The sequence below is a fragment of the Pigmentiphaga sp. MLSB6-MA01 genome (genome assembly GCF_058793475.1).
Genome location: NZ_JBXAFV010000009.1, coordinates 33,980 through 48,605 on the forward strand (window position 1 = coordinate 33,980; position 14,626 = coordinate 48,605).

General features: G+C 67.0%; 10 protein-coding genes. 3 read left to right on the top strand and 7 right to left on the bottom strand.

The features are described from left to right. Nucleotides 1–45: 45 nt before the first annotated feature. The 3 genes from AC1Q6E_RS15770 (at nt 46) to adeC (ending at nt 6,083) form a co-directional block, all read left to right on the top strand. A complete protein-coding gene (locus AC1Q6E_RS15770; protein ID WP_152797658.1) occupies nt 46–1,254 on the top strand; it encodes an efflux RND transporter periplasmic adaptor subunit in 1,209 nt (402 codons plus the stop codon). Nucleotides 1,255–1,405: 151 nt separating this feature from the next. Beyond that, nucleotides 1,406–4,588, top strand: a complete 3,183-nt coding sequence (locus AC1Q6E_RS15775) for a multidrug efflux RND transporter permease subunit (RefSeq protein WP_492573080.1) — start codon at nt 1,406–1,408, stop codon at nt 4,586–4,588. Between the two features lie 58 nt (nt 4,589–4,646). Next, entirely contained in the window at nt 4,647–6,083 is a 1,437-nt protein-coding gene (gene adeC, locus AC1Q6E_RS15780) for an AdeC/AdeK/OprM family multidrug efflux complex outer membrane factor (RefSeq protein ID WP_492573127.1), read from the top strand. A 114-nt stretch (nt 6,084–6,197) separates the two neighbouring features. On the opposite strand, the gene AC1Q6E_RS15785 is transcribed toward adeC, so the two are convergent. From AC1Q6E_RS15785 to leuS, 7 genes are all read right to left on the bottom strand, one after another. Next, nucleotides 6,198–6,389, bottom strand: a complete 192-nt coding sequence (locus AC1Q6E_RS15785) for a hypothetical protein (protein WP_152797660.1) — start codon at nt 6,387–6,389, stop codon at nt 6,198–6,200. Nucleotides 6,390–6,588: 199 nt separating this feature from the next. Continuing rightward, nucleotides 6,589–8,163, bottom strand: coding sequence for a THUMP domain-containing class I SAM-dependent RNA methyltransferase (locus tag AC1Q6E_RS15790; protein WP_492573081.1), 1,575 nt, complete (start codon nt 8,161–8,163; stop codon nt 6,589–6,591). Nucleotides 8,164–8,175: 12 nt separating this feature from the next. Continuing rightward, nucleotides 8,176–8,598, bottom strand: coding sequence for a CopD family protein (locus AC1Q6E_RS15795; protein WP_152797661.1), 423 nt, complete (start codon nt 8,596–8,598; stop codon nt 8,176–8,178). A 100-nt stretch (nt 8,599–8,698) separates the two neighbouring features. After that, nucleotides 8,699–9,964, bottom strand: coding sequence for a glutamate-5-semialdehyde dehydrogenase (locus AC1Q6E_RS15800; RefSeq protein ID WP_492573082.1), 1,266 nt, complete (start codon nt 9,962–9,964; stop codon nt 8,699–8,701). A 30-nt stretch (nt 9,965–9,994) separates the two neighbouring features. Then, nucleotides 9,995–11,029 carry a DNA polymerase III subunit delta gene (holA, locus tag AC1Q6E_RS15805; RefSeq protein ID WP_152797663.1) on the bottom strand — a complete coding sequence of 345 codons (1,035 nt, stop codon included), beginning with the start codon at nt 11,027–11,029 and terminating at the stop codon, nt 9,995–9,997. Between the two features lie 190 nt (nt 11,030–11,219). Continuing rightward, a complete protein-coding gene (locus tag AC1Q6E_RS15810) occupies nt 11,220–11,759 on the bottom strand; it encodes an LPS-assembly lipoprotein LptE (RefSeq protein ID WP_152797664.1) in 540 nt (179 codons plus the stop codon). Nucleotides 11,760–11,888: 129 nt separating this feature from the next. Beyond that, nucleotides 11,889–14,549: a leucine--tRNA ligase gene (leuS, locus tag AC1Q6E_RS15815; RefSeq protein ID WP_152797665.1), complete on the bottom strand. Its 2,661-nt coding sequence runs from the start codon at nt 14,547–14,549 to the stop codon at nt 11,889–11,891. Nucleotides 14,550–14,626 lie beyond the last annotated feature (77 nt).

Sequence of the window (14,626 nt, forward strand, 5' to 3'; positions counted from 1 at the left end):
TTTCGGCTTCATTCGTGCCGCGACGCCCATGCCTAGAGGAATGCTATGCAACGCAAAAGACGCTCACCTTATCTGCTAGGCGCGATATCGCTGGCGACCCTGCTCGCGCTGTCTGCCTGCGGAAAAGGAAACGGTGGCGCGCAACAGGGTGCGGGGGCACCTCCTCCCATGGAGATCGGCACCATCACCATTGCACCTACCAAGGAAGTCATCGTCAACGAACTGCCCGGGCGGCTGGAAGCGACCCGTGTCGCCGAGGTCCGGGCACGCGTGGCGGGGATCGTGCTCCAGCGTGTTTTCCGCGAAGGCAGCGACGTCAAGGCGGGCCAACTGTTGTTCAAGATCGACCCGGCGCCGTTCCAGGCCGACTACAACAGCGCCAAGGCCAATCTCGAGCGCGACGAAGCCAATCTGTACCAGGCCCGGATGCTGGCCGAACGCTACGAGCCGCTGGTGAAGGCCAACGCCGTCAGCAAGCAGGAGTACGACAACGCCGTCGCTTCGTACAAGCAGGCGCAGGCCGCCGTGTCGGCGACCCGCGCCGCGCTGGACCGCGCCAAGCTCAGCCTTGACTACGCCACAGTCACAGCGCCGATTTCCGGCCGCATCGGCCGCGCGCTGGTCACCGAGGGCGCGCTGGTGGGCCAGGGCGAAGTCACGCCGCTGGCGGTCATCCAGCGGCTGGATCCGGTCTATGCCAACTTCACGCAATCCGTGGCGCAACTGAGCCAGCTGCGCGCGGCCTTCGACAGCGGCAAGATCAAGCAGGTCGCGCCGAACGAAGCCCGCGTATCGCTGGTGCTCGATGATGGTTCGCGCTATCCGCTCACCGGCAAGCTGCTGTTCTCGGACGTCACGGTCGACCAGAGCACCGGCCAGGTCACGCTGCGCGCCGAGTTCCCGAATCCGAACAACGTCCTGCTGCCCGGGATGTACGTGCGGGTGCGGGTCGAGCAGGGTATCGACGAGGCGGCGCTGACCGTGCCGCAGCAGGCCGTGCAGCGCGGCGCCAACGGCGATGCCTCGGTCTATGTGGTCGGCGCCGAGAACAAGGTCGAGCCGCGTCCCGTCAAGACCGGTGCCGCGGTGGGCGATCGCTGGATCGTGACCCAGGGCCTCAAGCCCAACGACGTGGTCATCGTCGAAGGTTTCCAGAAGGTGCGTCCGGGCGCGCAGATCAAGCCCATCCCATGGAAGCCTGCGACCGAGCCCGCGCCCGCGCAGCCGGCTGGCCAGCAGGGCAGCAAGTCGTGATCAGTACCGTGCCCGGCGCGCAATCCGCCCCGGGCGCGCGGGCCGGCGAAGGCCGGTCCGGTCGAGACGCAGGCAGGGCGAACCCGGCTTCGTCAAGGTCGAGCCGGGTCCTGTCGGGCCGCCCGAAGCATCTCTAAGAGAGTCACCAGACATGTCGCAATTTTTCATTAGCAGGCCGATTTTTGCCTGGGTGGTCGCGCTGTTCATCATCCTGGCAGGTGTCCTGGCCATTCCCAACCTGCCGGTGTCGCAGTACCCGGCGGTGGCGCCGCCGGTCATCTCGGTGTCGGCCACGTATCCCGGCGCTTCCGCCGAAACGGTGGCCCAGTCGATCACCAGCCTGATCGAGGACGAGCTCAACGGCGCCCAGGGCATGATGTATTTCGAGTCGCAGAGCAACTTTGGCCGCGCCGAGATCGACATCACTTTCGCGCCGGGCGTCGATCCGGACCTGGCCGCGGTGGACGTGCAGAACCGTATCAAGCGGGTCGAGTCCCGCCTGCCGCAATCCGTGTTGCAGCAAGGGCTGCGGGTGGAGAAGGCCAGCACCAACTTCCTGCTGGTGCTGACCCTGTCCTCCGAAAGCGGCGCCACCGATGCCGTGGGCCTGGGCGATTACCTGACCCGCAACGTGCTGAGCGAGATCCGCCGTATCCCGGGCGTGGGCCGGGCGCAGTTGTTCGCCTCGCAGCGAGCCATGCGTATCTGGATCGATCCGGCCAAGCTGGTGGGCTTCAAGTTGTCCGCGGCGGACGTCAACAGCGCCATCGCCGGCCAGAACGTGCAGTTGCCGGCCGGTGCCATCGGCGACCAGCCCAACCTGCCGGACCAGCAGATCACCGCGACCATCTCGGTGCGGGGCCAACTGGCCACGCCCGAAGAGTTCGGCAACATCGTGCTGCGCGCGAATCCGGACGGCTCGTCCGTGCGCCTGCGCGATGTCGCGCGCATCGAGGTCGGCGCCGAGTCCTACGCGTTCTCGTCGCGCCTGAACGGCAAGCCGACCGCCGCCGTGGCGGTGCAACTGGCGCCGGGCGCCAACGCGCTGTCGGCGGCCGAGGGCGTCAAGGCCAAGATGGCGGAACTGGCGACCTATTTCCCCGCGGACTACAAGTACGACATCCCCTACGACACCTCGCCCTTCGTGAAGGCGTCGATCGAGAAAGTGCTCCATACCCTGGTCGAGGCCATGGTGCTGGTGTTCCTGGTGATGTTCCTGTTCCTGCAGAACTTCCGCTACACGCTGATTCCGTCCATCGTGGTGCCGATCTGCCTGATGGGCTCGTTCGCGTGCATGCTGATCGCCGGGTTCTCGATCAACGTCTTGACCATGTTCGGCATGGTGCTGGTGATCGGTATCCTGGTGGACGATGCCATCGTGGTGGTGGAGAACGTCGAACGGATCATGGTCGAGGAAGGGTTGCCTCCCAAGGAGGCCACCCGCAAGGCCATGGGCCAGATCAGCGGCGCCATCATCGGTATCACGCTGGTGCTGACGGCCGTGTTCCTGCCGCTCGCCTTCATGAGCGGGTCGGTGGGCGTGATCTACCGGCAGTTCTCGCTGGCCATGGCCACGTCCATCCTGTTCTCGGGCTTTCTCGCGCTGTCCCTGACGCCGGCCCTGTGCGCCACGCTGCTCAAACCCATCCCCAAGGGCGCGCATGACCAGAAGAAGGGCTTCTTCGGCTGGTTCAACCGGAGCTTCAACCGCACCGCCGACGGCTACCAGAACTGGGTCGGACGCCTCCTGGCCAAGACCGGGCGCTACATGATCATCTACGCGGCGATCCTGGCCGTGATGGCCTACACCTTCCTGCGCCTGCCGTCGTCGTTCCTGCCGGCGGAAGACCAGGGCTACGTGATCACCGACATCCAGACGCCCCCGGGCGCTTCAGTCAATCGCACCAGCGAGGCGGTCGATGCCATGGAGGCGCACTATGCCGCGCGGCCCTCGGTGAAGTCCATCATCACCATCCTGGGCTTCAGCTTCTCGGGCATGGGCCAGAACGCGGCGCTGTCGTTCGCCACGCTGAAGGACTGGTCCGAGCGCGGCGCGGACGAATCGGCGCAGGCCGAGGCCGCGCGCGCCAACGGCAGCTTCTTCGGCCGCATCAAGGACGCCATGGTGTTCTCGATCGTGCCGCCGGCCATTCCCGAACTGGGCAACGCGACGGGCTTCACGTTCCGCCTGCAGGACCGGGGCGGACTGGGCCACAACGCGCTGCGCGACGCCCGCGATCAGTTGCTGGGCGCCGTGGCCAAGAGTTCCGTGATCGCGTATGCCCGGGTCGAGGGCCTGGAAGACTCCCCCGAATTGCGCCTGCTGATCGATCGCGAGAAGGCCAATGCCCTGGGCGTGTCCTTTGATTCCATCCGTTCGGCATTGTCCACGTCGGTGGGGTCGGCCGCGGTGAACGACTTCATCAACACCGGGAGGGTCCAGCGCGTGATCGTGCAGGCAGAGGCCCGGGACCGCATGTCGCCGGACGACCTGCTGCGCCTGTACGCCGCCAATTCGAGCGGGGGCGTGGTGCCGTTCTCGGCGTTCGCTTCGTCCGAGTGGGCCAAGGGCCCGGTGCAGGTGATCCGCTACAACGGTTATCCCGCCTACAAGATCTCGGGCGATGCCAAGCCGGGTTTCAGTACCGGCGAGGCCATGAGCGAGATGGAGCGCCTGGTGCGCGAACTGCCCCCGGGCATCGGCTATGAGTGGACGGGCCAGTCGCTGCAGGAGCGTGTGTCGGGCGCGCAGGTGCCCATCCTGCTGACGCTGTCGCTGCTGGTGGTGTTCCTGGTGCTGGCCGCGCTGTATGAAAGCTGGTCCATTCCGTTCTCGGTGATTCTCGTGGTGCCGCTGGGGATCCTGGGCGCGGTGCTGGCGGTGACGCTGGTGGGCATGCCCAACGATGTGTTCTTCAAGGTGGGCCTGGTGACCATCATCGGCCTGTCGGCCAAGAACGCGATCCTGATCGTGGAGTTCGCCAAAGACCTCTATGCCGAGGGCAAGGGCCTGGCCGAGGCCACGATCGAGGCGGCGCGCCTGCGCTTCCGTCCCATCATCATGACGTCGCTGGCGTTCATCCTGGGCGTGCTGCCGCTGGCCATCGCCACCGGCGCCAGCTCGGGCGCGCAGCGCGCCATCGGTACCGGCGTGATGGGCGGCATGATCTCCGCCACGTTGCTGGCCGTGTTCTTGGTGCCTGTGTTCTTCGTGGTGGTGCTGAGGCTGTTCAAGACCAAGCCCGAATCCCTGCATATCATGGGACACCATGACGACGAGCCGAACCAGGGCGATGCCGGCGCGGCGGGAACGGTCAAGCATGAAGGAAACTGATATGAATCGACCCGCACAATCGTTGCCTTCGGGGCAGCGCGGTGGAACCGGCGTGAGCATGAAACTCGTGGCGGTGGCCATCGCCGCCTTGCTGGGAGGATGCTCGCTGATCCCGACCTATGAGCGCCCGGCGGCGCCGGTGGAGGGGGATTTCTCCAGCCACGGCGCCGCGCCGGCCGGCTCGCAGCCGGCCACGGCCGACATAGGCTGGCGCCAGTTCTTCGGTGATGAACGCCTGCAACGGCTGATCGCGCTGTCGCTGGAAAACAACCGCGACCTGCGCGTCGCGGTCCTGAACATCGAGACGGCCCGTGCCCAGTATGGCGTGACGCGCGCCGACCGGTTCCCGGGCGTCAATGCCAACGCGAACGGCTCGCGTCAGCGCACGCCAGGTGATCTGTCGTACACCGGCAATGCCACCATCGCCAGCCAGTATCAGGTCAATCTGGGCGTGACCGCGTTCGAGCTGGACTTGTTCGGCCGTGTCCGCAGCCTGAGCCAGGCGGCGCTGGCGCAATACCTGGCGAGCGAGGAAACCCGGCGCAGCACGCAGATCAGTCTGGTGGCCCAACTGGCCAATGCCTACCTGAACGAGCGTTCCAGCGATGAACTGCTGGCGCTGGCGCAGCGCACCTTGAAGACCCGCCAGGATTCATACGGCCTGATCAAGCTGCGCTACGATGCCGGCGCGGCGTCCGAACTGGAGCTCCAGCAGGCCGAGTCGCTGGTGCAAAGCGCCTTGTCCGAGCAAGCCATTGCCGAGCGCAACCGCGCCCAGGCCACCAACGCGATCGTGCTGCTGGTCGGCCAGCCCCTGCCGGCCGACCTGCCCGCGCCACGGCCGTTGAGCGGGCAGGCCCTGTTGGCCGAGGTGCCGGTCGGCCTGTCGTCCGACCTGATCGAACGCCGGCCCGACATCCGCTCGGCCGAACAGCAACTGCGCAGCGCCAACGCCAACATCGGGGCCGCCCGCGCGGCATTTTTCCCGCGGATCTCTCTGACAGGCGCGTTCGGAACCGCGAGCAACCAGCTGTCCGGGTTGTTCGACAGCGGTTCGCTGGCCTGGAGCTTCGCGCCCCAGATCAGCCTGCCCATCTTCGATGCCGGCCGCAATCGGGCCAACCTCGATCTGGCCGAAGCCCGCAAGAACATCGCGGTGGCCCAGTACGAGAAAACGATCCAGACGGCGTTCCGGGAAGTGGCGGACGCGCTCGACGCCAAGGGGACCTTCGACCGCCAGATCCAGTCCCAGCAGATGCTGGTGGATGCCTCCCGCCGCAGCCTGGAGTTGTCCGACCTGCGGTATCGCAACGGGGTCGACAGCTACCTGCAACTGCTGGACGCGCAGCGGACGCTGTTCACCGCCGAGCAGAGCCTGTTGCAGGCGCGCACCCAGCGCTTGAACAACCTGGTCGGCCTGTACAAGTCCCTGGGCGGTGGTTGGGAAGAGAATACGGTGGCCGCCAAGGCGGCGCCAGCCTCGACCGTGCAATGAAACAAGGGGCGCCTCGGCGCCCCTTGTGATTTATAAGCCAGGTTTTGCCCCAATGAACAAAGGGCGTCTCCCGTTGGCGGGGACGCCCTTGTCGAGGCACCGCATGAGCGATGATCAGCCGTTGATGTACTGGACGTCGTAGCGACGGGCGTTGGCCTTCAGCTCGGCGATCAGGTTCAGGACCTGGGCGGCCGCGGCGCGCAGGGTCTCGAACGGACGGGGCTGTTCGAATTCGTTGGCCAGCTCGCCACGGATCAGTTCGCGCTCGAGCGTGTCGGTCAACTTGCTGTCTTGAACGTATTTCATGGCATATCCTTTGCAGTGGTTGCTAGGTGCTATCCCCTAGGTGATAACCCTATATTAGGGGAAACCCCAGGATAAGGCAAGCCCTTGTCGCATCGCAGCATGGATAGATGGGTATGTGTTGTTTGCCAGCCTCAATGTTGATGCTTATAAATCACTTAATGGAATAAAAAAACGGCGCCTTGCGGCGCCGTCAGGAAGGTCAGCGGCGGAAACTGCCCTTGACCAGCTGGAAACCGAACAGTCGGCAGGCCAGCGCGCCGTTATAGACGGGCGTGCGCCGGAATGGATCCAGGCGCAGCTTGCGGGGGAACTCCATGTCGCTGGTGATGACATGCAATTGCCAGCCGCCGAACTCCCGTTTGAGCGTGCTGGCCCATTCGGTCCAGAGCTGGATGTCTTCCTCCAGGTCCAGGCGCTCCCCGTAGGGGGGATTGGTGATAAGCCAGCCCGGACGCTCGTCCAGCGGGCAGGTGTCGCGCGCGTCGGCGATCTCGAAATAGACTGCATCCTCGGTCAATCCCGCTCGCTGGGCATTGCCGCGCGCCGCGTCGATCGCGCGCGGGTCGATGTCGGCGCCGGCCAGTTGCATGGGCAGCTCAGGCAGGATGCGGGCGCGGGCGTCGTCCTTCAGGTCGCGCCAACGGCGGTCCTGGTGATCGCGCAGGCGTTCGAAGGCGAAGGGGCGGGAGATGCCGGGTGGCACGCGCAGCCCCTTGAGCGCCGCTTCGATCAGGATGGTGCCGCTGCCGCAGAAAGGATCGATCAGCGGTACGTTGGCGGGCCAGCCGGACAGGGCCAGCAGGCCCGCCGCCAGGTTTTCGCGCAGCGGCGCTTCGCCTTTGTCCAGCCGCCAGCCCCGCTTGAACAGCGATTCGCCGGAAGTGTCCAGGTAGAGCGTCGCGCTGGTTTCATCCAGGAACGCGTGCACGCGCGCGTCGGGCCGCACGGTATCGATGCTGGGGCGTTCCCCTTCGAGTTCGCGCAGGCGGTCGCAGATGCCGTCCTTGACCCGCAGGTTGCAGAACTGCAGGCTTTTCATCGGGCTGCGGACGGCCGAGGTATCCACGCGCAGGGTCTGTTCGGCGCCGAACCAGCGTTCCCAGGGGGTGGCGCGGGCCAGCTCCAGCAGTTCGTCCTCGTTGCGCACCGTACCGTGCGCGACCCGGACCAGGACACGCGTGGCCAGCCTCGACTCGAGGTTGGCACGCATCATGCCGGCCCAGTCGGCCGTGAAGTGGGCGCCGGCGCGGCCGGGGTGGGCGTCGTCGTATCCCAGCGCGTGCAGCTCGTCGACCAGCGCGGTTTCGAGGCCTTGCGGGCAGGGCGCGAACATGGCGAAGGTTTCGGCCTGCGTGCCGCGGGGCCGTCGCTCCAGGCGCGGTGCGTCCTGGGCCGCGGCGGCGGGGCGGGGGCCGCGTGGCGCGCCGCGCCGTTCGTGCGACCGCGTGGGGGGCGCGTCGTCGGGCCGAGTCCGGGGCCGGTCCGGTGCCGTGGCGGGGCGTCCTTCCCGGCGCGGCGAATCGCCCCGCGGTGCGGACGGCCGCGCTTTTCCCCCAGGACGGCCGCCTTCGCGGGCCGGCGTCCCGGATGGCTGGGGCGGCGTGTCCGCCGCGGCGGGTTGTTTGCCGCTTTCGAGCGTTGCTCGCGCCACGCGGTGGGCGCGCGGACCCGATCGGCTGCGCCGGTCGGTGTCCTGCGGGTCGCCCGGTTGCCGCGTGCGGGTACCGGTGGGGAGGGAAAGCGTCGGTTTCTTGCGCTCGGGAGTATCGGACAAGAGGTGGGCCAATCAGAAAGGTTTGACGACAACGAGGACGGTGGCGGCCAGCAGCAGCAGGACGGGGACCTCGTTGAACCAGCGGTAGAACACGTGGGAGCGGGCGTTGCGGCCCGCCTCGAATTTGCGCAGCAGGCTGCCACAGGCATGGTGGTAGCCGATGACCAGCAGGACCACGGCCAGCTTGGCGTGCATCCAGCCGTTGCCCGGACCGCGCCCTATACCATAGCCGACATATAGCCACAGGCCCAGCAGGACGGCCGGAATGGCCAGGATGGTGGTGAAGCGGAACAGCCGGCGCGCCATGCCCAGCAGACGCGTGGCGGCGGCTGCGTTCGTTTCCTGCGCCAGGTTGACGAAGATGCGCGGCAGATAGAACAGGCCGGCGAACCACGACGCGACGAATACGATGTGAAAAGCTTTCACCCACAGCATAAGTGCTTCCTTGTCGATGCATGCGTGCCGCCGGAGCGGCGAGATCGGGCGGCGGGACCGGCCGGAAGGCCGGGTCCGCCGCATGGTGTCGCGCGAGGCGTCAGCCTCGCGTCTGGCCGTCGCCGGTCAATACCCATTTCAGCGTGGTCAGTCCTTCCAGCCCGACCGGTCCGCGGGCGTGCAGCTTGTTGGTCGATATGCCGATCTCCGCGCCCAGGCCATACTCGTAGCCGTCGGCGAAACAGGTCGGAAGGTTGACGTAGACCGAGCTTGAGTCGACCTCGCGCTGGAAGCGGCGGGCGGCGGACAGGTTCTCGGTGACGATGGCATCGGTGTGTTGGGAGCCGTGGGCCTCGATGTGGCGGATGGCCTGGTCCAGGTCGTCCACGACCTTGATCGACAGGACGGGCCCCAGATACTCCGTGTCCCAGTCTTCCTCGGTCGCGGGCACGGCCTGCGGCACCAGCGCGAGGGTGCGCTCGCAGCCCCGCAGTTCGACCCCGTGCCCGGCAAAAGCCTCTCCCATCGAGGGCAGGAAGGCCGCGGCCACGCCTGCGTGGACCAGCAGAGTCTCCATCGAACCACAGATGCCGTAGCGGTAGGTCTTGGCGTTGAACGCGATGGCGTGGGCCTTTTCGAGGTCGGCGTCCCGGTCGACGTAGACGTGGCAGATGCCGTCCAGATGCTTGATCACCGGTACCCGCGCTTCCTCGGACAGGCGCTTGATCAACCCCTTGCCGCCACGGGGGATGATGACGTCCACGTATTCGGTCATGGTGGCCAGCTTGCCCACGGCCGCCCGGTCGGTGGTCTCGACCACCTGCACGGCGTCGGCGGGCAGGCCGGCGGTTTCCAGGCCTTCGCGCACGATGCGGCCGAGCGCCGTGTTGGAGTGGATGGCCTCGGAACCGCCTCGCAGGATGGTGGCGTTGCCCGATTTCAGGCACAGCGCGGCCGCGTCGATCGTGACGTTGGGGCGCGACTCATAGACGATGGCGATGACGCCCAGCGGGACCCGCATGCGGGCCACCTGCATGCCATTGGGACGCGTGCGGGTCGCGGTCAGTTCGCCCACGGGATCGGGCATGGCGGCGATCTGTTCCAGGCCGGTGGCCATGAGCCCCAGGGCCTTGTCGGACAGCGTCAGGCGGTCCACCAGGGCTGCGTCCAGCCCGTTCGCCCGGGCTGCTGCCAGATCCTTGGCGTTTTCTGCCTGCAGCCAGTCCTTGCGGTCGCGCAGGCCGGCCGCCATGGCGCGCAGCGCGGCAGCCTTGGCGAGGTCGTCGGCGCGTGCGACCAGGCGGGCGGCGGCGCGGGCGCCGGCGCCGATCCGGCGCATGGTTTGGTCGAGCGTAGAGGTATCCATTCCTGTGAATCGGCTAGAGGGCGGGGCGCTTCAGGCCGCGAGCCTGAGCGCCAGCCGCGTGATTTCGTGCCACGGATCAGGGAGGCGTCCCGGAACCCGCAGTCCTTTGATGATCTTGTCCACCTCGTGGGCGTGATGGACGGCGGCGGTCCAGGCCTGGGGTGGTAGCCGTTTGAGTGCCTGGTTGGCCAATTGTTCGTGCGTGCCGAAAAAACGCAGCGTGCGCATCAGCGCCGGTACGCTCTGCCCCTGCTGGCCCGCCTGGGCCAGGCGGGCCAGCAGGCGGATTTCCTCGCCCACCGCCCACAAGACCAGCGGCAGGGCCTCGCCCTCGGCGCGCAGGCCTTCGATCAGGCGCACCATGCGCTGGGCGTCGCCCGCCAGCATGGCGTCGCGAAGCTTGAATACATCGTAGCGCGCCACGTTCATGACCGCATCGTGTACCTGTTCCAGCGTCAGCGCGCCTTCCGGATACAGCAGTCCCAGCTTGAGGATTTCCTGGTGCGCGGCCAGCAGATTGCCCTCGACGCGGTCGGCCAGCCATTGCAGGACCTCGGCGCCGGCGCGCTGTTTCTGCCGAGCCAGCCGCTCCCCCACCCAGCCGGGCAGCATCGGCCGTTCGATGGTAGGCACGTCGATGACGATGCCATGCTCGGCCAGCGCCGAAAACCAGGCCGATGCGCGAGTCGTCTTGTCGAGCTTGGGCAGCATGACCACCGTGACGCTGTCGCCCTGCTGGCCCGGCGCCTGCCGGGCCAGCCGCGCGATGACTTCGCCGCCGGTCTTGCCGGGCTTGCCGGTCGGAATCTTCAACTCCAGCAGCCGGCGGTCGCCGAACAGCGAGATCGATTGCGAGGCGCTCAACAGCGCATTCCAGTCGCTGCGCGCATCCGCCACCACCGTTTCGCGTTCCGTGAACCCGCCGGTGGTGGCCGCCGTGCGCAAGGCATCGCATGCCTCGATCACGAGCAGGGGCTCGTCGCCGGTCACCGTGTACAGCGGTTCCAGTTGCTCGCCCGCCCGCTGGAGCTGGGCAATCAGTTGTTCGGGCCGCAATTGCCTCATGGCGCGTCTCCAGTGTGCTGGCGGCGCGATCCCGGATGCCGCGGATCCGGCTCCGCCGGTCCGCCAGCATCGCCCCTCGGGACCCGACGCCGGGCCGCCCCAAGGCGGGTCCCGGCCCCATTGGGGGCTGCCGCGTAGCGGCTGGGGACCCACCATTCTGGGCGCGCGAAGCGCGTAGGGGGGGGCTTCATCAACTAGGCTGCTTCGATTCGACCGCGGCCATGCGGCGCAGTACCTGCTGCACGGTTTCGTTCTGCATGTCGCGATACAACAGGTTGGTTTCGGAGTCCTTGGCCAGGGTGTTCGCGTCGCTGAAGGTCAGGTCGCGCTTGAGCGCGATGGTCGTGGGCGGGATGTAGTCCTGCCCCTTGCCGTCGTGGACGCGGAAGGCGAAGAGGTAGCGCAGTTCGAATTCGCGCACGCGGCCCGAGGCGTCCAGCGACAGGATGCTGCGTTCACGCGTTTCTTGCAGGATCTGCAACTGGGCCTGCGCGGCCTTGGGATCCTCGACGATGCGGGTGTTGGTCGTGTTGCGCACGTAGCGGCGCAACTGCGCGCCGAGCTCCGAGGTGTCGGAGGCGCCGATGTAGAGGGTGGAGAAGGGCAGGTCGGCCGTGCCCCGCAGCGCGAAGCCGCAGCCCGCCAGAAGCGCCAGCCCGCCGCTTGCCGCGGCCTGCAGCAGCAAACGGCGTCGCGTATTGGCTGAGGAAGAAGAGAGCAACGGTTTCATGCCAGTTTCCAAGTCAAGATTTCACCAACGAAGCCCGTTGAATTTCACCCAGGATGCGGTGGATCCGGCTTTGCCGGTCCACCCGCATCGCCCCCTGGGGGGGCGCGTCAGCGCGCAGGGGGCCAGCCGCTATCCCACCACGTTGACGAGTTTGTTGGGTACGACGATAACGCGTTTGGGTTGGCGCCCCTCGAGGAACCTGCCCACGGCCTCGTGCCCCACGGCCAGGGCCTCGATCGCGGCCTTGTCGGCGCTGCTGGGCACCGACAGCGAACCGCGCAGCTTGCCGTTCACCTGCAGCATGAGTTCGATCTCGTCGGTCACCAGCGCGGCCTCGTCCAGCCGGGGCCAGGGGGCATCCAGCAGGTCGCCGTGGGCCTGGGCGTAGCCCAGGTCGCGCCAGGCCTGCCAGGTAAGGTGCGGCACGATGGGGTAGAGCACCGACAGCAGGATGCGGGTACCCTCGGCCAGCGCGGCCTCGCCGGTCTCGCCGTCGAGCTTGGCGTCTTCCAGCGTGTTCAGCAGCTTCATGCTGGCCGAGACCACGGTGTTGTACTGGATGCGCTGGTAGTCGTAGTCGGCCTGCTTCAGGATGGCGTGGACGTCGCGCCGCAGCAGCTTGACGGCCTGGCTGGCGGACGACCAGTCGGCGGGGGCGGGACGGCCCAGCGCCGCCTGGATGCGCGCGCCGTTCGCATGGCAGAAGCTCCACAGGCGGCGCAGGAAGCGGTGCGCGCCGTCCACGCCCGCGCCCGACCATTCCAGGGTCTGCTCGGGCGGGCTTGCGAACATCACGAACAGCCGTGCGGTATCGGCGCCCTGGGTATCGATCAGGGATTGCGGATCGACGCCGTTGTTCTTGGACTTGGACATCGTGCCCACGCCGCCGTAGTCCACCGGCGAGCCGTCGGCCTTGAGCCTGGCACCGACGATGGCGCCCTTGGCGTCGTAGAGATTCTCGACCTCGTCCGGCCAGAAGTATTCGATGCCGCCTTTCTCGTTCCTGCGCGAATAGATGTGGTTGAGCACCATGCCCTGGGTCAGCAGCTTGACGAAGGGCTCGCCGAACTTGACCAGGCCCATGTCGCGCATCACCTTGGTCCAGAACCGGGCGTACAAGAGATGCAGCACCGCGTGTTCGATGCCGCCGATGTACTGGTCCATCGGCATCCAGTAATCGTTGCGCTCGTCGACCATGGCGGCGTCGTTGCCCGGCGAGGTATAGCGCATGAAATACCAGGACGAATCCACGAAGGTGTCCATGGTGTCGGTCTCGCGCCGGGCGGGCTTGCCGCACTGCGGGCAGACGCATTTCAGGAACGATTCGCTCTTGGCCAGCGGGTTGCCGCTGCCGTCCGGGATCAGGTCGTCGGGCAGCACGACCGGCAAGTCCTGCTCGGGCACCGGCACGGGGCCGCAGGCCTCGCAGTGGATGATGGGGATGGGCGTGCCCCAGTAGCGCTGGCGCGAAACACCCCAGTCGCGCAGGCGGAAGGTGGTGCGCTTCTCGCCCAGGCCCTTGGCCGCCAGGTCGGCGGCGATGGCGTCGACGGCGGCCTGGTGCGCGAGGCCGTCGTACTTGCCGGAGTTCACCGTCCGGGCCACCTGCTTGTCGCCGTACCATTCCTGCCAGGCGTCGGTCGAGAAGGCCTGGCCTTCGGCTGCGATGACCTGCGTGATGGGCAGGCCATATTTCTTCGCGAACGCGAAGTCGCGCTCGTCATGGGCCGGCACGCCCATGACCGCGCCGTCGCCGTAGCTCATCAGCACGTAGTTGCCGACCCAGACCGGCACGGCCGCGCCCGTGAGCGGATGCACAACCGTCAGTCCCGTCGGCAGGCCTTCCTTGTCGCGGGTGGCCAGTTCGGCCTCGGTCACGCCGCCCTTGCGGCATTCTTCGATGAAGGTTGCCAGGACGGGGTCCTTCGCGGCGGCGTGCAGGGCCAGGGGGTGTTCCGGCGCGACGGCGCAGAACGTGACGCCCATGATGGTGTCGGCGCGCGTCGTGAAGACGTACATGCGGCCGTCCTGGACCAACTGGCCGGCGGCGTCGCGGATGTCATGGGTGAAGGCGAAGCGCGTGCCTTCGCTCTTGCCTATCCAGTGCTCCTGCATCAGGCGCACGCGCTCGGGCCAGCCGGTCAGGTTGTTCTTGACCTCGTCCAGCAGTTCCTCGGCATAGTCCGTGATGCGCAGGTAGTAACCGGGAATCTCGCGTTTTTCCACCAGCGCGCCCGAGCGCCAGCCGCGGCCGTCGATGACCTGCTCGTTGGCCAGCACGGTCTGGTCCACCGGGTCCCAGTTCACCACCTGGGTCTTGCGGTAGGCGACGCCCTTTTCCAGCATCTTCAGGAACAGCCACTGGTTCCACTTGTAGTACTTCGGGTCGCAGGCGGCCATTTCGCGCGACCAGTCGATGCCCAGTCCCATCGCCTTCATCTGCTTCTTCATGTAGGCGATGTTGTCGTAGGTCCACTTCGCTGGCGGCACCTTGGACTTGATGGCGGCGTTCTCGGCCGGCATGCCGAAGGCATCCCAGCCCATGGGCATCAGGACGTTGTAGCCCTTCATGCGCAACTGCCGGTACATGGCGTCGTTGATCGTGTAGTTGCGCACGTGGCCCATGTGCAGCTTGCCGCTGGGGTAGGGCAGCATCGAGCAGGCGTAGAACTTGGGCTTTTCCGAGCCATCGGCGTTCTTCGCGTGTTCTACCGCCAGGTAGGCGTTGGTCGCTTCCCAGTGCTTCTGGGCGGCGGATTCGATCTCGTTGGGAGCGTAGCGTTCCTGCATGGGTTCCGGGCTGGTCTAGGGTATTCTGGCGCGGCGATGACGCCACGGCCGCGGGCCTGGGCCGGCTCGCGCGGGGG